This window comes from Solemya pervernicosa gill symbiont, from assembly GCF_002020875.1.
Classification (GTDB): Bacteria; Pseudomonadota; Gammaproteobacteria.
The window spans coordinates 1-21,551 of record NZ_MPRL01000012.1 but is presented as its reverse complement, the minus strand read 5'-3'; the positions used below and the strand labels follow the sequence as shown (position 1 = coordinate 21,551).

The 21,551-nt window shown below is 56.8% G+C and carries 20 protein-coding genes and 2 pseudogenes; 12 read left to right on the top strand and 10 right to left on the bottom strand.

Annotated features, from left to right (window positions below; translation table 11 throughout):
- Positions 1 to 11: 11 nt before the first annotated feature.
- The 3 genes and pseudogenes from BOW52_RS04480 to hemF all read left to right on the top strand — a co-directional run bounded on the left by BOW52_RS04480 (position 12) and on the right by hemF (position 2,001).
- Complete coding sequence (locus BOW52_RS04480; RefSeq protein WP_078482895.1) at positions 12 to 437, top strand: HIT domain-containing protein; 426 nt, start codon at positions 12 to 14, stop codon at positions 435 to 437.
- Positions 438 to 541: 104 nt separating this feature from the next.
- A pseudogene (locus BOW52_RS04475) lies at positions 542 to 1,036 on the top strand (peptidylprolyl isomerase); the annotation flags it as partial.
- A gap of 47 nt (positions 1,037 to 1,083) precedes the next feature.
- Positions 1,084 to 2,001 (top strand): oxygen-dependent coproporphyrinogen oxidase, encoded by a 918-nt coding sequence (hemF, locus tag BOW52_RS04470; RefSeq protein ID WP_078482893.1) that lies wholly within the window; start codon positions 1,084 to 1,086, stop codon positions 1,999 to 2,001.
- Positions 2,002 to 2,004: 3 nt separating this feature from the next.
- Here hemF and BOW52_RS04465 read toward each other — a convergent pair whose 3' ends face one another.
- The 6 genes from BOW52_RS04465 to BOW52_RS04440 form a co-directional block, all read right to left on the bottom strand.
- Positions 2,005 to 2,232: a hypothetical protein gene (locus BOW52_RS04465; RefSeq protein WP_078482892.1), complete on the bottom strand. Its 228-nt coding sequence runs from the start codon at positions 2,230 to 2,232 to the stop codon at positions 2,005 to 2,007.
- Positions 2,233 to 2,281: 49 nt separating this feature from the next.
- Positions 2,282 to 3,334 carry an SO_0444 family Cu/Zn efflux transporter gene (locus BOW52_RS04460; protein WP_408021563.1) on the bottom strand — a complete coding sequence of 351 codons (1,053 nt, stop codon included), beginning with the start codon at positions 3,332 to 3,334 and terminating at the stop codon, positions 2,282 to 2,284.
- Between the two features lie 71 nt (positions 3,335 to 3,405).
- Complete coding sequence (locus BOW52_RS04455; protein ID WP_078482890.1) at positions 3,406 to 3,948, bottom strand: hypothetical protein; 543 nt, start codon at positions 3,946 to 3,948, stop codon at positions 3,406 to 3,408.
- Positions 3,949 to 3,950: 2 nt separating this feature from the next.
- Positions 3,951 to 4,913: an arsenosugar biosynthesis radical SAM (seleno)protein ArsS gene (gene arsS, locus BOW52_RS04450; RefSeq protein ID WP_078482889.1), complete on the bottom strand. Its 963-nt coding sequence runs from the start codon at positions 4,911 to 4,913 to the stop codon at positions 3,951 to 3,953.
- Between the two features lie 66 nt (positions 4,914 to 4,979).
- On the bottom strand, positions 4,980 to 6,110 hold the full coding sequence (locus BOW52_RS04445; RefSeq protein ID WP_078482888.1) for an NAD(P)/FAD-dependent oxidoreductase: 1,131 nt from the start codon (positions 6,108 to 6,110) through the stop codon (positions 4,980 to 4,982).
- Between the two features lie 45 nt (positions 6,111 to 6,155).
- On the bottom strand, positions 6,156 to 6,554 hold the full coding sequence (locus BOW52_RS04440; RefSeq protein ID WP_078482887.1) for a hypothetical protein: 399 nt from the start codon (positions 6,552 to 6,554) through the stop codon (positions 6,156 to 6,158).
- Positions 6,555 to 6,702: 148 nt separating this feature from the next.
- Here BOW52_RS04440 and hemB point away from each other — a divergent pair, with 148 nt between their 5' ends.
- The 3 genes from hemB to BOW52_RS04425 all read left to right on the top strand — a co-directional run bounded on the left by hemB (position 6,703) and on the right by BOW52_RS04425 (position 9,201).
- Complete coding sequence (gene hemB, locus BOW52_RS04435; protein WP_078482886.1) at positions 6,703 to 7,698, top strand: porphobilinogen synthase; 996 nt, start codon at positions 6,703 to 6,705, stop codon at positions 7,696 to 7,698.
- Between the two features lie 69 nt (positions 7,699 to 7,767).
- Positions 7,768 to 8,598: a shikimate dehydrogenase gene (gene aroE, locus BOW52_RS04430; protein ID WP_078482885.1), complete on the top strand. Its 831-nt coding sequence runs from the start codon at positions 7,768 to 7,770 to the stop codon at positions 8,596 to 8,598.
- A 21-nt stretch (positions 8,599 to 8,619) separates the two neighbouring features.
- Complete coding sequence (locus BOW52_RS04425) at positions 8,620 to 9,201, top strand: PhnA domain-containing protein (RefSeq protein WP_078482884.1); 582 nt, start codon at positions 8,620 to 8,622, stop codon at positions 9,199 to 9,201.
- 40 nt (positions 9,202 to 9,241) lie between these two features.
- Here the strand turns inward: BOW52_RS04425 and BOW52_RS04420 are convergent, their stop codons facing one another.
- Genes BOW52_RS04420 through gorA form a run of 3 tightly spaced genes read right to left on the bottom strand, consistent with a single transcriptional unit; the run spans position 9,242 to position 11,627 of the window.
- Positions 9,242 to 9,733 (bottom strand): RNA recognition motif domain-containing protein, encoded by a 492-nt coding sequence (locus BOW52_RS04420; protein WP_135622027.1) that lies wholly within the window; start codon positions 9,731 to 9,733, stop codon positions 9,242 to 9,244.
- 8 nt (positions 9,734 to 9,741) lie between these two features.
- On the bottom strand, positions 9,742 to 10,275 hold the full coding sequence (locus tag BOW52_RS04415) for a gamma carbonic anhydrase family protein (protein WP_078482882.1): 534 nt from the start codon (positions 10,273 to 10,275) through the stop codon (positions 9,742 to 9,744).
- Entirely contained in the window at positions 10,275 to 11,627 is a 1,353-nt protein-coding gene (gene gorA, locus BOW52_RS04410; protein WP_078482881.1) for a glutathione-disulfide reductase, read from the bottom strand. The genes BOW52_RS04415 and gorA overlap by 1 nt, the downstream gene beginning before the upstream one ends.
- A gap of 379 nt (positions 11,628 to 12,006) precedes the next feature.
- Here gorA and BOW52_RS04405 point away from each other — a divergent pair, with 379 nt between their 5' ends.
- From BOW52_RS04405 to BOW52_RS04395, 3 genes are all read left to right on the top strand, one after another.
- The gene (locus tag BOW52_RS04405; RefSeq protein WP_078482880.1) at positions 12,007 to 13,572 is read left to right on the top strand and encodes a methyl-accepting chemotaxis protein; all 1,566 of its coding nucleotides are present in this window, start codon (positions 12,007 to 12,009) and stop codon (positions 13,570 to 13,572) included.
- A gap of 195 nt (positions 13,573 to 13,767) precedes the next feature.
- Positions 13,768 to 15,354: a methyl-accepting chemotaxis protein gene (locus tag BOW52_RS04400; protein WP_078482879.1), complete on the top strand. Its 1,587-nt coding sequence runs from the start codon at positions 13,768 to 13,770 to the stop codon at positions 15,352 to 15,354.
- Between the two features lie 204 nt (positions 15,355 to 15,558).
- Positions 15,559 to 17,136, top strand: coding sequence for a methyl-accepting chemotaxis protein (locus BOW52_RS04395; RefSeq protein ID WP_078482878.1), 1,578 nt, complete (start codon positions 15,559 to 15,561; stop codon positions 17,134 to 17,136).
- Positions 17,137 to 17,140: 4 nt separating this feature from the next.
- On the opposite strand, the gene BOW52_RS04390 is transcribed toward BOW52_RS04395, so the two are convergent.
- Positions 17,141 to 18,160 (bottom strand): serine/threonine protein kinase, encoded by a 1,020-nt coding sequence (locus BOW52_RS04390; RefSeq protein WP_236725638.1) that lies wholly within the window; start codon positions 18,158 to 18,160, stop codon positions 17,141 to 17,143.
- A gap of 66 nt (positions 18,161 to 18,226) precedes the next feature.
- On the opposite strand from BOW52_RS04390, the gene prlC reads away from it, so the two are divergent.
- From prlC to BOW52_RS04375, 3 genes and pseudogenes are all read left to right on the top strand, one after another.
- Positions 18,227 to 20,266 carry an oligopeptidase A gene (gene prlC / locus BOW52_RS04385; protein ID WP_078482876.1) on the top strand — a complete coding sequence of 680 codons (2,040 nt, stop codon included), beginning with the start codon at positions 18,227 to 18,229 and terminating at the stop codon, positions 20,264 to 20,266.
- A gap of 153 nt (positions 20,267 to 20,419) precedes the next feature.
- Positions 20,420 to 21,187, top strand: coding sequence for an exodeoxyribonuclease III (gene xth / locus BOW52_RS04380; RefSeq protein ID WP_078482875.1), 768 nt, complete (start codon positions 20,420 to 20,422; stop codon positions 21,185 to 21,187).
- Between the two features lie 19 nt (positions 21,188 to 21,206).
- Positions 21,207 to 21,551 (top strand): annotated as a pseudogene (locus BOW52_RS04375) (hypothetical protein); the annotation flags it as partial.

Genomic DNA, 21,551 nt, shown 5'->3' with positions numbered 1-21,551 from the left:
GGTAACTGGCTATGTTTCAACTCCACCCACAGCTCGATAACGACTGCTTTACTCTAGGTCGTTTTGAACTCTGCCGATTGCTGATGATGAACGATGCCAGCTATCCCTGGTTCATTCTGGTGCCGGAGAGGAGTGAGCTACGCGAGATCCACCATCTCGACGAGGGCGATCAGCAGCAGCTGATCTCTGAGTCTAGCGCCCTGGCCAGCGCTATTGAAACGGCCTTTGCGGCCGAAAAGATCAACGTCGCCGCACTCGGCAATCTGGTGCCACAACTGCACATACACCATATTGCCCGCTACGCCTCCGATCCCAGCTGGCCAGCACCGGTATGGGGCAAACACCCGGCAAAGCCATACAACGATCGGCTGCGTGACGAACGGATTGAACAGCTACTTGATCAACTCCAACGCCCCCTTTACCCCGTTGATTGCTAGGGGAATAGAGGTAATTTTTCCGATAAAGCGCTAGAATTTGCCGCTTCTGGAATTTTCACCGCGACGATCGCGGTCCAAACCGATTTAGAGAGATCAGGAGCATACCCATGGTTGTTTTTTCCACCTCACACGGCGACTTCACCCTCGAGTTCTACCCCGAGAAGGCACCGATCAGCGTTGAGAACTTTCTCAAATATGTCGACGACGGCTTCTTCGACGGCACCATCTTCCACCGTGTGATCCCCGGCTTCATGATCCAGGGCGGTGGCTTTGATGAATCGATGAGCCAGAAAACGACACGCGAGACGATCAAGAACGAGGCGGACAACGGCCTGAAGAACGAGCGCGGCACTCTCTCGATGGCGCGCACCTCGGAGGTCGACAGCGCCACCTCACAGTTCTTCATCAATGTGGTCGACAACGCCTTCCTCGACCACGGCTCGCGTGACTTCGGCTACGCCGTCTTCGCCAAGGTTGTTGATGGCATGGATGTGATCGACAACATTGCCAAGGTACAGACCGGTAACCAGGGCGGTCACCAGGACGTACCGGTTGAACCGATTGTGGTCAGCTCTGCAAAACGCGTCGAAGAAGCCTAAATAGAAGTCTGCGGGGAGTCAGCTCTGACTCCCCGCTCCCCCTCATCTTGAACAGTCCCGATATCGAAGCGGTAAAAAGCTATCTGCTCAAGCTGCAGAGTCATATCTGTGCAGCACTTGAGACTGCGGATGGTAAGGCACGTTTTGAACTTGATGAGTGGCAGCGAGAACAGGGCGGCGGCGGACGCACCCGCCTGTTGAGCGACGGCACAGTATTCGAGCAGGCTGGGGTCAACTTCTCTCACGTTTTCGGTAGCTCCATGCCCGCCTCAGCCACAGCCCACCGCCCCGAGTTGGCCGGGCGTAGCTTTCAGGCGATGGGAGTTTCACTGGTCATCCACCCCCACAACCCCTATGTGCCCACCTCGCACGCTAACGTACGCTTCTTCATCGCGGAGAAGGAGGGCGAGGCGCCGGTCTGGTGGTTCGGCGGTGGTTATGATCTGACACCCTACTACCCCTTCCATGAGGATGTAGTTGAGTGGCACCAATGTGCCAAAGCGGCCTGCGATCCCTTCGGCCCAGAGCTCTACCCAAAATATAAGAAGTGGTGCGACGACTACTTCTTCCTCAAACACCGCAGCGAGACCCGTGGTGTCGGCGGACTCTTTTTCGATGACCTCAACAGCCCTGGTTTCGATACTGCTTTCGCCTTTATGCAGAGCGTCGGCAACAGCTATACCGACGCCTACCTACCGATCGTCCAGCGACGCCAGGCGACCCCTTTCGGTGAACGCGAACGTGACTTCCAGCTCTACCGTCGTGGCCGCTATGTAGAGTTCAATCTGGTCTTCGACCGCGGCACCCTGTTCGGTCTGCAGAGCGGTGGTCGCACCGAGTCGATCCTGATGTCACTACCGCCACTGGTGAAGTGGCGCTACAACTGGCAGCCAGAGCCCGACAGCCCCGAGGCGGATCTCTACGAGAACTACCTCAGGCCACGTGACTGGCTGGGTAAAAAATAGACGCTACTTCTGCTGCTCCATCAGGCTATGGATATTGCCCAGCCGCTCATTGATCGAGAGCAGGGTGTAGACCAGACCGGTAGCGAAGATGCCGCCGATCAGCCCCCCCACAAGACCGAGCAGTGCACCGAGCGGCCCATCCTGCGCACCCGATACAACACCGAGAACAACGATCAAGACAAAGGCGATGCCGGTAATCGTCTCTAACCACTGCACAACAAAACTCTTCATTTTGAACTCCAGGTTTTCTTATTAAATCCAGCTCTCACTCGCACCATCACTACGGCGGCAACACCCTATTGAACAGCCGACGTAACGGCCTGATGGCAAACAGTAGCAGTAGCAGGCTTAGCGCCGCCAACCAGAGAGGTACCAGCTCACCACTTGCTGCCAGCTGCGCGACCACATCAATCTGCTGCCAGCCGAGCAGTGCATCCAGCAGCAGCCCTAGCGACACACTGCAGATCGCAATACCCAACAGATAGATTGCTGCTGTGGCACGCCCCAGTTCACGCCCAACCACCATCAGGGTCGCTATATTCGTTGCGGGGCCCGCAAGTAGGAAGACCAGTACCGTGCCGGGTGAAATGCCGGTCAACAGCAGCCCGGCTGCCACTGGCGTAGAGGCAGTGGCGCAGATATAGATCGGGATACCGATCAGCAGCATCATACCCATCGCCGCCAGACCACTGCCCCACTGTGCCAACGCCAGTGGCGGCACCAGGGTCTCGACCAGCGCCGCCAGCACCATACCGATGGCGAGCCAGAAGACAATGTCATCCCAGATATCGAACGTTGCGCGCAGGTAGGGTGAGAGCGCCGTTTCTGAATCCTTCACTTCGACCTCCGATTCACAGCCACTCGTGCAGTCGCTGCCGCAACTCTCAGTTATTTCGGGTTGATTCGGCTCCAATCGGGTTCTCTCTGCATCCGGTAAAAACAGCGCCAGAAGGCCGGTCACTACCGCAGTGATTACCGCAGCAATCGGGCGTACCACCATCATGACGGGTCCGAGCAACACGTAGGAGAGCGCCACCGAATCGACCCCTGTCTCGGGGGTAGCGATTAGAAAGGAGAGCGTTGAGCCACGCGATGCTCCACCACGGCGCACCGCCAGCGCCGCCGGCAACACACCACATGAGCAAAGCGGCAACGGTGCCCCAATCAATGCCGCCTTGGTCACCGACCAGAGGCCACGTCCACCCAGCCAACGTGCCACTATGCCCTCCGGTAGCAGTACTTTGATAACCGCCGCCGCGACCAGGCCAAAGAGCAGCCAGGGGGCCGCCTCCAGACAGATCTTGAGCAGATTTTCTAAAAAGAGCACCACCAAACACCTCAGCCTAAAAGCTGCAAAGCAACCAGCCAGATCATTAGATTGTTTAAAGCACCGTTGGTGCCCGTTCAGCCAACCGTGTCGATCGGTTCGCGTTTTGGCACCATGGCTGTACATCCGCCCATGCGCTGAATCACCGCCGCCTCGGTCAGCAGTGCCTCGAGTCCAAGCGGTTCGGCGGGGTGTGGCGCAGTGGGTAGACAGGCGAGCACTTCGTGGCGTTTAAGCACCTCGAAGTAACCCTCCGCTTCGAGCAGATTGCTCGCCTTCATAAAGGCCGATTTGAGGTGATGTAGTGCACCCGACAGCTTGCGGCTCACCAATAGCTGCCCCTGCAGCAGTTCCACCAGCACCTGCTCATATTCACTGCTGGCGAGCTGCGCCATCTGTAACCACTCATCCTCCTCATACCCCCCGAGCCAGAAGCTGGCGAGTAGGGCGGTCAGTCTGGGAAGGAAGGGTGATGTCGCATGGATCAGCGCCGTCCGCTGCGCCTGTTGTGCCCTCTTGAACAGCACCTCCGCCTCTGACTGTGACATCGGCTCGGCATACCAGAGGGCTAGCGAAGGGCTTTCACCCGATAACAGGCTCGCACCACCCTCAGTGGTCATGTTCAGTCGAGCTGCCCACCGCAGCTACTCCCCTGACCGGCGGTACAGCCGTAGCAGTGGTCGGCCACAGCAATTGGTTGCCCCTCGATCTGCTGATCCTGCAGATCACTGATATGGGTCCGCTCACGGCCACCGGCCTGCAGTGACATCTCCAGCATCTGGTTAAAGTCGCAGTCGTAGAGGTAACCCTGCCAGTCAACACTGATCAAAGTGCGGCACATCACCGCTTCGAGATTATCGGCACAGTAGGAACCACGCAGCAGCGCCATGTAGTCATCAAAGCCCCCCTTGGAGACCAGGGTGCTGCCAAATCGTTTGATCGGCATGTTGGTCAGGGTGTGCAGGTGACTGAAGCGGATACCGTACTGTTCACCCAGAATCTTTCGATAGTCGGCCTCAAGCGCCGTCTGCGGCGGTGGCAGAGAAGGGCCTATGGGGTTGAACATTAGGTTAAGAACCAGATCACTTCCCGCCTCACCGTAACCGAGTGCGTTGAGCTGCTTCAGCCCTTCAATACTGCGTTCATAGACACCACGCCCCCGCTGCGACTCAACATTCTCTTTCAGGTAGCAGGGGAGCGAGGCGGTGATCTCCACCTGATGGTCGGCGAGGAACTGTGCCAGATCCTCCTGCCCCGGCTCCTGCAGGATGGTGAGATTGCAGCGGTCGATCACATGCACGTCCATATTGCGCATCGTGGTGACTAGCTGGCGGAAGTGTTGATTTAGTTCGGGGGCACCGCCCGTCAGATCGAGGCGTTTGATCCGGTTCGCCTTAATGAAGGTAATGATCTGTTCGATCGTCTCCGCCGACATCTCCTCGGTGCGTTTCGGCCCGGCGTTGACGTGGCAGTGCAGACACTGCTGGTTGCAGCGGTAGCCGAGATTGACCTGCAGTGTTTCGAGTTTGGCGCGGCTCAGCGCCGGGAAGTCGCTCTTCTCAAGCAGCGGAAGGGTTGCGTGCATTACTGTTCCAATTCAGACCTGTTCACTCGGATAATAGCCGATTCGACACCATCCGTCCGTTAATGGCTAGCGCAGGCCGCGTAGATACCACCACTCGAAGATCCGCTTGGCCCAATGGCCGATACGAAGCGGCGGCAGCATCAGATTGCGCTTGGGCGTACGGGTGACCAGCATGCCGCTATTAAGAGAGTCGACGATACACATCAGCTCCACCTTGAAGCCGGTGTTCGATGTTCGACCCGCCAGCTCATCGACGATGTTGGCAGCCGCCGCCTTCGCCTGCAGATCAGCCATGTGTGCCTGCTTCGGCATCCACTCGGGACCGGGGAAACTACCGGAATCACCCGCCACATAGATCCGCTCACTCCCCTCGACACGACAGAGCGCATCGGCCTTGAGCATGCCACCTTCGGAGCGTGCCAGCTCGGTATTATCAAACCACTGGTTGCCAGTCATCCCCGGCATGAAGAGGATCAGGTTCGCATCGAACTCACCACCCTCGGTGATCACCTTGCTCTCGGTGAACTGCTTCATCTTGTGGCCGAGATGGGTCTCGATGCCGCGCTTGGCCATCGCATCGAGTAGCCCCTTGACTGCCTTCGGCCCGAGGCGCTTACCTGGCTCAGGTGCCGGGGTGAAGAAGACCAGCTTGAACTGATCTCGTCGCCCCTGCTGGCGAAGCAGGGTATCGATACCAAACAGGAACTCAAACATCGGCCCACCGCGCATCGCCGAAGGCTCCTTAGGATTACCACTGAAGCCGATGGCGATGGTGCCGCCCTGCATCTCCGCGATACGGTCGCGAATCTTCTCCGCTGCCGCGATCCCCTCACAGGGGGTGATGGCATTCTCGATACCGGGCAGTTTCTTGATGAAACGACCACCGGAGGCAATCAGTAGCGCATCGTTCTCCACCTCACCGTTCTCGGTCACCACCGTACGACCGCCATCCTTGAGGCCAGTCGCCTCACCGGCGTGGAAATTAACACGCATGCGGCGAAAGAAGTTATCGAGGCCGACCACTAGATCACTCCCCTGACGCATGCCCGAGGGGATCCAGATCAGACTCGGCAGGAAGACGAACTCTGCCTTGCGACCGATCACCGTGATCTCCGCCGAACTGTCACGATTACGCAGCTCACGCACCGCCGTGACGGCCGCAAAGCCGGTTCCAATGACTGTAATCCGTTTACTCATCTCAATACTCTCTTGTGAACTGAACGCTACTCAAACCGAAAATTATTAGGTGTGACAGAGTGGCCGGTTGTCGGGGTTTTCCATCTGCTTGGCGATATCGTGAATCATATCGCGCAGCTCCTCGAGACTGATCTCATTGAGCATGCGACTCATCAGATCGGGATCGATGCGAATGGTGCAGGGGGTGCCATCGGCCAGCTCGATGCCGACTCCGGCGACATTCTTCTCAAAGCCGTTTTCATCGTCGAGCTCATCAACATGGGCCTGCAGCAGATTCTCGTACTGCTCGTCGACCAGACCTCCCAGCGCATCGTCGATATTCTCCGGCACACCGACGCTGTAACCCGCCTCATGGTCACTGACCTCGTAATCGATCGCCTTGCGGGTCAGGAACTCAATAAAGATGTCACACAGCTTTTTGTTGAAAAAGAGATACTCGAGCATCCCGGACTCCCTGGAGTGGTGGCGTAAAGGTCAGATTTTAACCGTGATCCTGGCAGACGCCAGTGCCAATATTTGGCCGTGTCGCGCGAACTCATTTATCCTAACAGGATTACCGAAACGAAAACCCCATCTCCGAGGAGAGAATCAGATGAGTGCATTCCCCAACAGCCGCATGCGCCGCATGCGCCGCGACGACTTCTCACGCCGCCTGATGCGCGAGTCTCAGCTTAGCTGCGACGATCTGATCTACCCGATGTTCATCCTCGAGGGTGAGGGACAGCGTGAGGCGGTTCCCTCAATGCCGGGTGTCGAGCGGGTCAGTATCGATGAGCTACTGATTGAGGCGGCGCAGCTGGTCGAGCTTGGCGTACCCGCCGTGGCGCTCTTCCCGGTCACACCGGTGGAGCAGAAATCACTCGACGCCGCCGAGGCCTACAACCCCGAGGGGCTGGCACAGCGTGCGGTGCGCAACCTGAAGGCCAACTTCCCCGATCTGGGCGTAATTACCGATGTGGCGCTCGACCCCTTCACCACCCACGGTCAGGATGGACTGATCGACGAAAGCGGTTATGTGATGAATGACGAGACGGTCGACGTGCTGGTCAAGCAGGCGCTCTCCCACGCCGCTGCCGGTGCCGATATCGTCGCCCCCTCCGACATGATGGATGGCCGCATCGGCGCAATCCGTGATGCTCTCGAGGGTGCTGGCAACATCCACACCCGTATCCTCGCCTACTCAGCCAAGTACGCCTCCAGCTTCTACGGTCCATTTCGCGATGCGGTCGGCTCCTCAGCCAACCTCGGTGCCGGCAACAAGTACACTTACCAGATGGACCCGGCCAACAGCGATGAGGCGATCCACGAGGTGGCGCTCGATCTCGACGAGGGTGCCGACATGGTGATGATCAAGCCGGGTATGCCCTACCTCGATATTGTGCGCCGTATCAAAGATGAGTTCGGTGCACCCACCTTCGTCTACCAGGTGAGCGGTGAGTACGCGATGCTCAAGGCAGCCAGCGATAACGGCTGGCTCGAGGAGAAGGCGGTGGTAATGGAATCCTTACTCGCCTTTAAACGCGCCGGGGCCGACGGCATCCTTACCTACTACGCCAAACAGGCGGCTATCTGGCTCAAGGAGTCCTAGACCTCCAACCACCGGCGTATTCGACACCTTCGGGTACGCCGGCCTCATCCTCTCTGGAATCATCTGACCATGACTGATCACTACGCCGTGATGGGCAACCCTATCGCACACAGCAAATCACCTCGAATACACACCCTCTTTGCTGAACAGACCGAACAGGCGCTCGATTACCGCGCGATCAGAGTCGATGAAGGGAGTTTTCCCCAGGCGGTGTCCGAGTTCCGCAACGAGGGCGGCAAGGGGCTCAATATCACTGTCCCCTTCAAACTCGAGGCGTGGCAGCTGGCCACCGAGCTGAGCGAGCGTGCCCGGCTCGCCAATGCGGTCAACACTCTGCTGCTGCGCGATGACAATACCCTGCTGGGGGATAATACCGACGGTGTCGGCCTGCTCGCCGACCTGCGCGATAACTATCAGATCGAACTAAAGGGCGCGCGTATCCTGGTACTTGGCGCCGGTGGCGCGGTGCGTGGCGTACTCGCTCCTCTGCTCTCTGCCAATCCCGCCGCGATTGTGGTCGCCAACCGCACCGCCTCACGTGCCATAGAACTGGCCGAGGGCTTTGCCCAATTGGGAACTATTTCGGGCTGCGGCTTCGACCAGATCGACGAACGCCCCTTCGATCTGATCATCAACGGTACCTCTGCCAGTCTGCAGGGCGATGTACCGCCTATTCCAGCCAGCGCTATTGCCAAAGAGGGCTGGTGTTACGACATGATGTACGGCGCAGAACCGACCGCCTTTATCCAGTGGGCCACTGAACAGGGCGCAACCCACTGCGCCGATGGCCTGGGCATGCTGGTAGAGCAGGCAGCCGAGTCATTCCTGCTCTGGCGCGGCGTAAAACCCGCCACCCAGCCCATCATCGAACTGCTGCGTCACGAACTCAGCAATAGCTAACCGAACCAGAGACCATCGACCATGAGCGTTGAATCCGAACTGCAGAGTCGCAGCGAATCGAAGTGCGAACTCTGCAGTGCCACCAAGGGGCTCGCCATTTATGAGATCCCGCCCAATTCGGACGGCAGCGCCGAGCAGTGCCTGCTTATCTGTGAGACTTGTAGCGATCAGCTCAATAATCCAGACACTATCGATCCCAACCACTGGCGTTGTCTCAATGAGAGCATGTGGAGTCAGGTGCCCGCTGTACAGGTCGTCGCCTGGCGTATGCTGACACGCCTCCGCAGTGAGGGGTGGCCCCAGGATCTGCTCGATATGCTCTACCTCGAACCAGATATGCAGAGCTGGGCCGAGGCGACCGGTGAGGGCGTAGGTGATGAGAGTGGTATCAAACACCTCGACAGCAACGGTGCACAGCTTGAGGCGGGCGATACCGTCACCCTGATCAAGGATCTCAACGTCAAGGGCGCCAACTTCACCGCAAAACGTGGCACAGCCGTACGTGGTATCTCACTGGTTGCTGATAATGCAGAACATATCGAGGGGAGGGTAAACGGTCAGCAGATCGTGATTTTGACCAAATTTGTTAAGAAGTCGACTTGAGCGCTATCACAAAGAGCAGCTGCTTCCAAAACGCATTACACTACGATTTCCTCGCGTGCTCGCGGTAACCCTCAACCTCCATTTCAGCATCAGCAGCCGGTTTTTCGCTATCACTTAGCCACTGGTCAAAATCATCAATAGGTCGATTTGCATCACTAAATCGACGCTCATGCTGTCTGCGTTCAGCACCTGACCACACTCTATTTCGCCATCCCAACGTACGACGCTCATTGCCGTAACTACGCGCAATAAATTCTCTAAGAATCACTGGCTGTCCATGCAATGGTTTCCCATCAAGCTGTTTAATCGCACTTTGTGCGTGTCGTTTTGAGTGAAAAAGAGCCAATCCGTACCGACATGAGGCACCCTTTGCAGCCTTTGCCACCAACGTGATATCCGCTTTTTTTCGAAACGCCTTAAACAGCGTCTCCAACTCCGACTCCGTCACCCGCTCATGCAGATTACGAACGATCACTTCAACAACCGTCTCTTCGCCTCGACTGGAAATAAAGAACATTGCCACACGCCCCACATCAGACCCTATTCCTCAGTAATATAGTCCTCTTTCAGCTTTCTATAGTGCTCAGCCGAGTAACTGAACCAGGCCAGCTCTTTTTCTGTGAGCACTCTGACTCGCTTAACCGGAGAGCCGAGCCAGAGATAGCCCCCCTCCAGCCGCTTGTTGGGAGCGACCAGACTACCGGCACCGAGCAGTACCCCCTCCTCTAATACTGCGCCATCGAGAATGGTCGATCCCATACCGATCAGGCAGCCGTTACCAATGGTGCATCCGTGCAGGGTGACGTTGTGTCCGATAGTCACATCGTCACCGATGATCAGTGGATTACCCTCTGGGTTTGCGGGGTGGCGGTGGGTGACGTGGCAGACCGTGCCATCCTGAATATTGCTACGTCTGCCGATACGAATCTTGTTCACATCACCACGCAGCACCGCCATCGGCCAGACCGAACTCTGCTCACCGAGTACCACATCACCGATAACAGCGGCCTGCTCATCGACATAGCTACCCGCCTCGAGGGTCGGCGTGATGCCCTTGTAACTGCGAACAGCCACTAGCGAAGTGTCACCAGCTCCTCGGAGCTGGTCGGGTGAATCGCCACGGTATTATCGAAGTCCTCCTTGGTCGCGCCCATCTTCACCGCCACGGCAAAGCCCTGCAGCATCTCATCGGCACCGGGGCCGATGATGTGCACCCCTACAACCTTCTCCTGCGCACCGACGCAGACCAGCTTCATCGCGGTGCTCACCTTATGCTCTGTGAAGGCGTGTGACATCGGGGTAAAACGAGTCTGGTAACACTTCACAGCCGCCGTACCGTGCTCCTCCTGCGCCTGCGTCTCGCTAAGCCCCACAGTGCCGATCGGTGGATGGCTAAAGACCACGGTAGCGATGTTTTCGTAGTCGAGCTTTCGCTCTGGCTGGTTATTGAAGAGACGGTCGGAGAGGCGGCGTGCTGCGGCTATCGCGACGGGGGTGAGCTGCGCACGCCCAGTCACATCACCGACCGCGTAGACGTTTTCAACGTTGGTGTTCTGAAACTCATCGGTGGGAATATAACTCTGCTCGTTATGTTCGACCCCAGCCGCATCGAGGTTTAGCGGGCCACTCAACGGCTCACGACCAATCGCCCAGATCAAACTGTCGACGCCGGTCAGCTCAACGCCACTCTGGCAGTGGATATGGAGCTTGCCATCATCCTGCTTTTCAATGCGTTCGATCTGAGTCTGCGACATGATATTCACGCCACTGTTGACCATATCCTCCATCAGCGTCTCCCGCAGCATGCAGTCAAAGCTGGAGAGGAAATGATCACGACGCAGCAGCAGAGAAACCTCAGTACCGAGTCCATTAAGCAGTCCCGCAAGTTCAACGGCGATGTAACCCGCACCGACGATTACAGCGCGCTTTGGCTGCTCGGTGAGCTCAAAAAATCCGTTGGAATCAATGCCATGCTCAGCGCCGGGAATGTCAGGCACTACCGGCGTACCACCCGGTGCGATGACGATATGATCGGCGGTGTACTGCTCTCCCCCAACCTCAAGGGTGTGGGCATCTACAAAGCTCGCCGTACCGACAATCTCATCGATGTTCGAGTCCTTCAGGTAGGTGTGGAACCAGTCGTTGATACCGCCGATGTAACCCTCACGTTTCTTGACCAGCTCGCCCCAGTCGAAACCCTTCACATCGACATCAAAACCGTAGTCCTTGGCATCATGCAGGGCGTGGGCAATGCCAGCACCGAACCACATCACCTTCTTCGGCACACAACCAACATTGACGCAGGTACCACCGAGTCGTGCCTGTTCGACCACAGCCGTCTTTTTACCGTATAGCGCTGCCCGCTCTGCTGCCGAAAGACCGCCGCTGCCGCCACCAATGGCGATCAGATCGTAGTGCTTACCCATGAAAATCCCCTGTCTGGACCGTTTATCTGAAGCGGCCATTCTAGCAACATGCGCCCGGTGCGCCATCTTTCAGGAGACGATTTGCAATATACTTGACAGAATAGGTAGGGAATACTACAGTGGGTTTCAAGACATGTTTTTCCTCCCTTAATGTCTAATTTGTTGGAAGGCTCCCCCAGCCTTCCATTTTTTTTGCCCCGCACATACCCATTCGTCCAGTAGTGTTATTGTGAGTTCGTAGTAAGAGAGTGTGGTATACCTTGTCTAAATCAGGCTCATTTCTGACTCAAGATGTGATGCAATCCACCGATATATAGGCTTAAACAACTAATCATAATACCGGGAGATAGGAAGCTCCGGAGAACTGGGAGAGATCCAGATGCGTAAGAACCTGCCTGTAACCGGTAATAACGTCGATTTTTCAGACGATGCAAATATCCTCTCGACGACCAACCTCAAGGGTCAAATCAGCTACATCAACGAAGACTTCATCGAGATCAGCGGCTTTGAAGAGTCAGAACTGATGGATCAGCCGCACAATATTGTGCGCCACCCCGATATGCCACCGGCCGCATTTGATGACCTATGGAAGACCATCAAGGGTGGTGAATCGTGGATGGGTATGGTGAAGAACCGCTGTAAAAACGGTGATCACTACTGGGTTGATGCCTTTGCCACCCCAATACGCGATGGCGGCAGCACCATCGAGTACCAGTCGGTACGCATGAAGCCGGAAGCCGAGTATGTCGAGCGTGCCGATAAACTCTACGCTCAACTCAACGCCGGCAAGACCCCCAGCTCCATCAAGCCCTCAGCCCTGGGGCTCAAGGGGAGCCTTATCCTCATCGTCCTCGCTGCACTGCTTCCACTTCTGATTGCTGCACTGATGGAGAGCTCGCTCATTGGTACCGTACTGGCGCTGCTCGTATCCGCTGCCATTGGCATTGTCGGCATTCAGCTGGTGATGCGTCCGATGCAGCATGCAATCGAGGAGGCACGCAGCATCGTCTCAAATCCCGTTGCTCAGCAGGTCTATACCGGCCAGCGCGGAGAAGGTGGCGAGGTGCGTCTGGCGATCAAACTGGTTCGTTCACAACTCAAAGCGGTACTGGGTCGTATCAGCGATGCAGTCAAACAGCTCGAGACCACCTCACAGAGCCTCTCCGGCAACGTCACCCTGACCAAGGCGGGTGTCTCCCATCAGGAGAGCGAGACCAATCTGGTCGCCACCGCCGTGACCGAGCTGGCCGCCTCAGCGCTCGAGGTGGCACGCAACGCACAGAATGCTGCCGAGGGGACCCAAGTTGCCAGTCAGGATGCTGACAACGGCCGTCGCGTGGTCTCTGAGACGATCGACACTATCAGTGAGCTGGCCAAGGAGGTGGAACGCTCCTCCGAGGTGATCCAGAAGCTGCAGTCCGACAGCGAGGAGATCGGTACCGTGCTCGATGTGATTCGTGGCATCGCTGAGCAGACCAACCTGCTGGCACTCAATGCCGCCATTGAGGCGGCTCGTGCCGGTGAGCAGGGGCGTGGTTTTGCGGTGGTTGCCGACGAGGTGCGCAATCTCGCCTCACGCACCTCCTCAGCCACACTCGAGATCCAGGAAATGATCGAACGGCTGCAGACTGGGACCGGTGAAGCCGTAACGGTGATGAATAGCGGGCGCGAGAAGGCACAGCGCGGAGTAGAGCGTGCGGCCGAGGCGGGTGCCTCACTCGATACCATTACCCAGGCGGTCAGCAACATCAACGACATGAACGCCCAGATCGCCAACGCCGCCAATGAGCAGAGCACCGTGGTCGAGGAGATCAATGAGCACGTCAACACCATCAGTGAGGTCAACGAACTCACAGTCGACAGCATGGAGAGTACCGCCCAGACCAGTGATCAGATCGAACAGATGGCGAAAAACCTGCAGCTGCTCTCCAAACAGTTCAACTAACCCTCTCCGGTGCGAAATACCGCCCCTACCTGCTCGCACCGGTTACACAGTCGTGTGCGGACAGCACATCGTATAAACCACAATATTTGTACCCATTCCAAAACCATACTAAAGTTACGGCCATCGCTTACCGATAGTTAATCACAACAACTCGAATACACGTGGTACGCATAAGGAATCTACAGGAGGTAGATAATGCGCAAAAATCATCCCGTCACCGGTCAAGAGATCCTCTTCCCCAGTGAGGCCAACATCCTCTCTACTACCGATCTGAAGGGCCAGATCACCTACTGCAACGACGATTTCATCAACATCAGCGGCTACACCGAAGAGGAGCTGCTGGGAAAAGCCCACAATCTAGTACGCCATCCCGATATGCCATCCCCCGCCTTCCAGGATCTCTGGGATACCCTGTCGAAGCGACAATCGTGGATGGGCATCGTAAAAAACCGCTGCAAAAATGGCGATCACTACTGGGTTGACGCCTTTGCCACCCCGATCACCCGCAACGGCGAGGTAACCGAGTATCAATCGGTGCGCAGCAAGCCATCACGCTCACTGGTTGAGCGCGCTGAAAAACTCTACCAGAACCTCAACGCAGGCAAGGTTCCCACCGCGCTGAAACGACGTAATCTTCCAATCCACTACCGCCTCTTCCTCATCACCTTACTCTCACTGCTTCCCCCTGTGCTCTACACCCTGATAGCCGATCAACCCGCCACCACTGGCATGCTGGGCGCGCTGCTTATCTCACTCGTTATCGGCGTCAGCGGAACATTACTTGCCACCCGCAAGCTACGTCAGGTCTCTCGTCAGGCACGTGGAGTCATCGACAACAAGATCATGCAGCACGTCTACACCGGCGATATGAGCGAGAGCGGTGAACTGACGTTGGCCATGAAGGTATTGCAGTCGGAGAAGGCCGCCATCCTAGGCCGTATGTCCAACGCGGTAGAGCAGATGAAGACGATGTCTGGGCAACTCTCCGACACCTCCAGTACCACTCACGGCGAGATCCAGAACCAGGAGCAACAGACCACCCAGATAGCCACCGCGATCAGTGAGCTCTCTGCCTCGGCACAGGAGGTCGCCGAGAGCGCCACTCAAGCCGCCGAAGCCGCGCAGCACGCCAACAGCAGCGCTAGCGAGGGGCGTCAGGTCGTCGAACAGAACATCACCTCAATCCGTGAACTCGCCGCCGAGGTCGAACGCTCTGCCGAGGTAATCGACCAGCTCGCCAAGGATAGTGATGGTATTGGCGGGGTACTGGATGTCATCCAAGGCATTGCCGAACAGACCAACCTTCTAGCACTCAACGCCGCCATTGAGGCCGCCCGCGCCGGTGAACAGGGTCGTGGCTTTGCCGTGGTGGCCGATGAGGTGCGCACCCTCGCCTCACGTACTCAGGAGTCGACTCAAGAGATCCAGAGCATGATCGAGCGATTACAGAGCGGGGCACGCAGCGCCGTCACCGCCATGGAGAAGGGTCGTGAGAAGGGCCAGGAGGGCGTTGAACAGGCGGGGCGTGCGGGGCAGGCACTTAACGAGATCAGCGACTCGGTGATCACCATCTCCGATATGAACAGTCAGATCGCCAGTGCTGCCAGCGAGCAGAGCACCGTCTCCGAGGAGATCAATCGTAGTATCCACGCGATTATCGAGATCAACGATCAGATCTCCGTCTATATGAGCGAGACGATCTCCGCCTGCGGTGAGAACTCCGATATCGCCGAAGAGATGAGCCTGCTCTCGACTCACTTCAGAAACCAACTCCAGTCATAACAGATAACCCGCCCCATCTGGGGTGGGACCATCGCCTACCTTTAGAATCATTCTCAATAAAAACCGCAAATCTCAAATGGTTGCCTCCTATCGACAACCGGCGCATCATCGTCAGTAACCCTATAAATCCTCAAGTATGTCGTTTAGCTACCGATGAAGATGGTTAAGCGACCGAATAGATAAAAATAATTAGCGAGGAAGTCGATGCGTAATAACCAGCCTGTCACAGAGCAGGAAGTCCCAGTATCTGATGAGAGTTACATACTCTCCACCACCAATCTAAAGGGCCAGATTACCTATTGTAATGACGGTTTTGTGCAGATCAGTGGGTTTGAGAAAAGTGAGCTACTCAACGAGCCACACAATGTGGTGCGCCACCCCGATATGCCACCCGCCGCCTTCGATGATCTCTGGACGACATTGAAAAACGGTGACTCCTGGAAAGGTATCGTCAAGAATCGTTGCAAAAATGGTGACTACTACTGGGTCGACGCCTTTGCCACGCCAATCTTTGAAGATAGTAAGACGGTCGAATACCAATCGGTCCGCCGCCATGCTGATGAAGCGGATGTTGCACGCGCCGAGAAACTCTATTCACAGCTCAGTGCTGGCAAGAGTCCCAACGTACTTAAACGCGCCAAGCTCTGTCTCGGTGTCAAACTCGGCATGCTCTGCGGTATCGGCATGCTGCCGTTGCTGCTCGCTGCGCTCGATGAGAGCGAAACCGCTGTGGTGCTGATGGCACTCGCTATTGCTGTTGCAATCATCGGTGGCGGTATCTACTGGCTACTGACGCCACTACGCAAGCTGATCGCTGAATCGCGTAAAACGATCGACAATCCAATTGCCCAGTGGGTCTATACCGGTCGTCGTGATGAGGTGGGCCAGTTACAGCTGGCAATGAAGATGCAGCGCTCTGAGATCAGTGCGGTACTCGACCGTATCGATGACTCGGTGAAACAGATCGAAGAGACCGCTGAACAACTCTCCGCCTCGATCACCCTGACCAAGATGGGCGTTGGTCACCAGGATGAGCAGACCGATCAGGTCGCCACCGCCGTTACCCAGCTCTCCGCCTCAGCCCAGGAGGTGGCACGCAACACCCAGCAGGCCGCCGAGCAGACTCAGACCGCCACCAATGAGGCCAACCACGGTAGCGAAGTTGTCACCAACACCGTCAGCTCTATCAATGCCATCGCCAACGAGGTCGGTGAAGCAAGCGATGTAATCAACCGCCTCAAGAACGAGAGCGAGGATATCGGTACCGTGCTTGATGTCATTCGCGGTATCGCCGAGCAGACCAACCTGCTCGCCCTCAACGCCGCCATCGAGGCGGCACGCGCCGGTGAGCAGGGACGCGGTTTTGCGGTGGTCGCCGACGAGGTTCGCACCCTCGCCTCACGCACCTCATCGGCCACACTTGAGATACAGACGATGATCGAGCGACTCCAGGATGGCGCAACCAAAGCGGTGACGGTGATGGATACCAGCCGCAAACGCACTCAAGAGGGCGTCGATCAATCCTCTGAGGCGGGTGAGGCACTCGATACGATAACCCGCGCCATCTCCACCATCAGCGACATGAATGCACAGATCGCCAACGCCGCCAATGAACAGAGCAGCGTGGTAACCAATATCGAAGAGAACGTCTCGACCATCACCGAGGTAAATGAGCTGACGGTTGATGGCATGCAGCAGACTGCCGATGCGAGTGAATCACTCAGCAAGATGGCACGCAGTCTGGAGTTGATGGCGAAGATGTTTAGCGGTCGCGCCGCCTAGAGAGCTACGCTCCGAGTGTTAATGGCGGTGCGTCCAGGCGCAGTAACTGTTCGCGCAGCGCCACCAGCTGCTCCTCCCAGTAACGTTCGCTATTGAACCAGGGAAAGGCCATCGGGAAGGCGGGATCAGACCAACGGCGCGCCAGCCAGCCCGCATAGTAGATCATGCGCAAGGCACGCAGTGGCTCGATCAGCGTCAGTTCACGCAGATCGAACTCGAAGAACTCCTCATATCCCATCAATAGTGCATCAAGCTGCATTACCATCTCGTGGCGCTCGCCCGAGAGTAGCATCCAGAGATCCTGAATCGCAGGCCCAGTCATACAGTCATCGAGATCGACAAAGTGCGGCCCCTCACGCCACAGCACGTTGCCGACGTGGCCATCACCGTGGATACGCAGCATCTGCAAATTGGGAAGTTCGGCAAAGGCCGCATCGACTCGTTGCAGCATCTGCTCAGCCAGCGACTGATACTCAGACGCCAAATAGCTCGGAAGAAAGTCGTTCTCTAGCAGGTAATCCAATGCGGGTCTGCCGTAAAAGGCGACACCCAGCGTGGGTCGATGTTCGAATTCACCACTGGCACCCACCGCATGAATGCGCGCCATGAAGCGCCCCAACCACTCAAGATGATCGAAATCGCTCAGCTCCGGGGCATGGCCACCACGGCGAGGAAAGAGTGCAAACCGGAAACCAGCATGCTCAAAGAGAGACTCACCATTCTCTCCCTTGAGCGGCGCCACCACCGGAATTTCGTGCTCCTGCAGGGCGTGACTGAAGGCGTGCTCCTCAAGGATCGCCTCGCTGCTCCAGCGTCCCGGCCGGTAGAACTTTGCGATCAACGGTTCACCCTCATCGAGCCCCACCTGATAGACGCGATTTTCATAGCTATTAAGCGCCAGCAGCGAACCGCTCGCCACCACGCCGAAGCTATCAACCGCATCGAGTACCACCTCGGGGGTCAGCGCATCGTAAGGGTGTGTTGTAATCTCCTCACTCACTGTTTGGGATTCTTTGTTGGCCACTGTGCACTCTGCTAGATTTAGAGCGCCATTTAACCACAACCCGCTGTACTTTATTGAGGATAGAGCATGTCCAACCCGCTACTCGAGATGACCGGTCTACCCCCCTTCTCAGCCATCCAACCGGAGCACGTTGAATCGGCCATCGATGCGCTGTTGAAGGAGAATCGCGACCGGGTCACAGCACTGCTCGCCACCACCGAACACTGCAGCTGGGAGAATCTGGTCGAACCACTCGAGTATCTGGAGGATCGTCTCAACCGCGCCTGGTCACCGGTCAGCCACATGAACTCGGTGGTCAACTCCGATGCACTGCGCAACGCCTACAACGCCTGTCTCACCAAACTGAGCGACTATGCCACCGAGATGGGGCAGAACCGCGACCTCTTCGAGGCGTTCCAGCAGGTCGCCGATGGTGAGGAGTACCCGCAGCTGAGTGGTCCACAGCAGAAGATCGTCGATAACGCCCTGCGTGATTTCCGCCTCTCCGGTATCGATCTGCCCGAGGCACAGCAGCAGCGCTACAAGGAGATCATGCAGGAGCTCTCCAGGCTGACCAATAAGTTCAGCGAAAACCTGCTCGATGCGACCAACGCCTGGAAACGTGAAGTAAGTGATGAGAGTGAACTCGCTGGTCTGCCCGAGAGCGCGGTCCAGATGGCAAAACAGAATGCCGAGGCCGAGGCGTTCGAAGGCTGGCTCTTTAATCTACAGTTCCCCTCCTACTTCCCAATCATCACCTACGCCGACAACCGCGATCTGCGCCGTGAGCTCTACACCGCCTACGTCACCCGCGCCTCCGACGAGGGACCACATGCCGGTCAGTGGGATAACAGCGAGCTGATGGAACAGATCCTGGCACTGCGCCACGAAGCAGCGCAACTACTCGGTTTTGCCAACTACGCCGAGCGTTCGCTCGCCACCAAGATGGCGACCAATCCGGAACAGGTTCTGCAGTTTCTCAACGACCTCGCCGAACGTTCACTGCCGATGGCACGCCACGACCTCGATGAGGTGCGCATCTTCGCACGCAACCAGCACGGCATGGAGGGGCTTGAGGCGTGGGACATCCCCTACTACTCGGAGAAGCTGCGCCAGCATAAATACGCCGTCAGCCAGGAGGAGCTCAAGCCTTACTTCCCGGAGGATCGGGTCTTGAAGGGCATGTTCTTTGTTATCGAACGCCTCTACGGCCTCAGTGTCGAGGAGCAGCACGATATAGAAACCTGGCACAAGGATGTACGTTTTTTCGATATCCGTAGCGAACAGGGTGAGCTGCGTGGCCAGTTCTACCTCGATCTCTATGCGCGCACTAATAAACGCGGTGGTGCCTGGATGGATGAGTGCATCAGTCGGCACCTCACCGCAGACGGCCTGCAGACTCCAGTTGCCTACCTTACCTGCAACTTCACCGCCCCGATCGGTGACAAACCGGCGCTTTTCACCCACGACGAGGTGCAGACCCTGTTCCACGAGTTCGGCCACGGTCTGCACCATATGCTGACCCGCATCGACCACCCAAGCGTCTCGGGCATCAGCGGCGTACCGTGGGACGTGGTCGAGCTGCCGAGTCAGTTCATGGAGAACTGGTGCTGGGAGCGCGATGCACTCAACGAGATCTCCGGCCACGTCGAGAGCGGCGAAGCATTACCCGACGATCTCTACGAAAAGATGATCGCCGCACGCAACTTCCAGTCAGCAATGCAGATGGTGCGTCAGCTCGAATTCTCCCTGTTCGATTTCCGCATGCACATGGAGTTCGACCCGGAGCGTGGCGGTCGTATCTACGAACTGCTCAATGAGGTGCGCGAAGAGGTGTCCGTAATCGAGCCCCCCTCCTTCAACCGATTCCCACACAGCTTCTCACACATTTTCTCCGGTGGTTACGCCGCAGGTTATTACAGCTACAAGTGGGCCGAGGTACTCTCAGCCGATGCCTTCAGCGCCTTCGAGGAGAGTCACATCTTCGATCGCGAGACCGGGCTACGCTTTCTAAGCGCCATTCTCGAGCAGGGCGGTTCACGCGAGCCGATGGAGCTGTTTGTTGAGTTCCGTGGCCGTGAACCGACCATCGACGCACTGCTGCGTCACAGTGGCCTGGCTGCCTAATCGAATCCCCACATCGTGGGGGATGATGCTGCGCCGAAGTACTGAATGATGGTCGCAGCGTTTAAAACTATTTCTCGCGACATCACTTCCTGACTATACGTTTATAATCGATTCAGCTTACCCCTGAATTACATCGGATTACTCGAGCAACAAATGAAAATCGCCACCTGGAACGTCAACTCCATCAATGTCCGCCTATCTCATGTCCTGACTTGGCTGGAGAGCGCCCAGCCCGATGTGTTGGTGCTGCAGGAGACCAAATGTGTCGACGAGAAGTTTCCGCGTGATAAGCTGGAGGCGGCGGGTTATCAGGCCGCCTTCTCCGGACAGAAGACCTATAACGGCGTGGCGATCATCAGCAAACATGCCATCGAAGATGTAATAACCGATGTGGCCGATCTCGACGACCCGCAGCGGCGCATCCTTGGTGCAACCATCAATGGGGTGCGTATTCTCGATCTCTATGTAGTGAATGGCTCCGAGGTTGGGTCAGATAAGTTTGACTACAAACTCAACTGGCTCGAGAAAGTATCCATCCATATTAAAAATGAACTGACCGACCATTCCGACTATGTGGTGCTGGGGGATTTTAATATTGCACCAGCCGATGCCGATGTGAACGATCCCAAGGCGTGGCATGAACGCATTCTCTGCAGCACGCCCGAGCGTGATGCACTAAAGCGGATACTAGATCTTGGCTTTACCGACACCTTCCGTCTCTTCAAGCAGGAGGAGAATAGCTTTAGCTGGTGGGACTACCGGATGAACGGTTTTCGTCGTAACCGAGGTTTGCGCATCGATCTGATCCTCGCCTCTTCATCACTTGCTAAAAAGTGCACAGCATCTGAGATTGATAAGGAGCCACGTGGCTGGGAACGCCCCTCGGACCACGCACCTGTCATGGCCAGCTTTGAGCCCTAAGCTCAACGGTATAAAAGAGATGGACATCACACCACCCAGAATCGATATTGTCACTACCTGCATGGGACGCCTGTCCCATCTACAGCAGTCACTGCCACTGGCACTCGCCCAGCCAAACGTGAACTGTATCGTGGTCGACTACTCCTGCCCAAACAATAGTGGCGACTGGGTGAGGGCACACCATCCCGAGGTAACCGTTGTCGATGTACCAGACCAGATGCATTTCAGTGCCGCAACTGCACGAAATCTAGGTGCAGGGCACAGCGATCCGGGGAGTCGCTATTTTTGCGAAAGTTTGTTTTGGGCATCCAAGCCCAAGCAAACAGCAAAAACTTCACGCGACCGTTTATGCCTGCGGCGCCCC

Coding starts and splice junctions, on each gene's coding strand:
- BOW52_RS04480 (WP_078482895.1), top strand. CDS start 12: ATGTTTCAACTCCACCCACAGCTCGATAACGACTGCTTTACTCTAGGT.
- BOW52_RS04400 (WP_078482879.1), top strand. CDS start 13,768: ATGCGCAAAAATCATCCCGTCACCGGTCAAGAGATCCTCTTCCCCAGT.
- xth (WP_078482875.1), top strand. CDS start 20,420: ATGAAAATCGCCACCTGGAACGTCAACTCCATCAATGTCCGCCTATCT.
- prlC (WP_078482876.1), top strand. CDS start 18,227: ATGTCCAACCCGCTACTCGAGATGACCGGTCTACCCCCCTTCTCAGCC.
- BOW52_RS04405 (WP_078482880.1), top strand. CDS start 12,007: ATGCGTAAGAACCTGCCTGTAACCGGTAATAACGTCGATTTTTCAGAC.
- BOW52_RS04425 (WP_078482884.1), top strand. CDS start 8,620: ATGAGCGTTGAATCCGAACTGCAGAGTCGCAGCGAATCGAAGTGCGAA.
- gorA (WP_078482881.1), bottom strand. CDS start 11,627: ATGGGTAAGCACTACGATCTGATCGCCATTGGTGGCGGCAGCGGCGGT.
- aroE (WP_078482885.1), top strand. CDS start 7,768: ATGACTGATCACTACGCCGTGATGGGCAACCCTATCGCACACAGCAAA.
- BOW52_RS04440 (WP_078482887.1), bottom strand. CDS start 6,554: ATGCTCGAGTATCTCTTTTTCAACAAAAAGCTGTGTGACATCTTTATT.
- BOW52_RS04445 (WP_078482888.1), bottom strand. CDS start 6,110: ATGAGTAAACGGATTACAGTCATTGGAACCGGCTTTGCGGCCGTCACG.
- BOW52_RS04455 (WP_078482890.1), bottom strand. CDS start 3,948: ATGACCACTGAGGGTGGTGCGAGCCTGTTATCGGGTGAAAGCCCTTCG.
- BOW52_RS04465 (WP_078482892.1), bottom strand. CDS start 2,232: ATGAAGAGTTTTGTTGTGCAGTGGTTAGAGACGATTACCGGCATCGCC.
- hemB (WP_078482886.1), top strand. CDS start 6,703: ATGAGTGCATTCCCCAACAGCCGCATGCGCCGCATGCGCCGCGACGAC.
- BOW52_RS04395 (WP_078482878.1), top strand. CDS start 15,559: ATGCGTAATAACCAGCCTGTCACAGAGCAGGAAGTCCCAGTATCTGAT.
- arsS (WP_078482889.1), bottom strand. CDS start 4,913: ATGCACGCAACCCTTCCGCTGCTTGAGAAGAGCGACTTCCCGGCGCTG.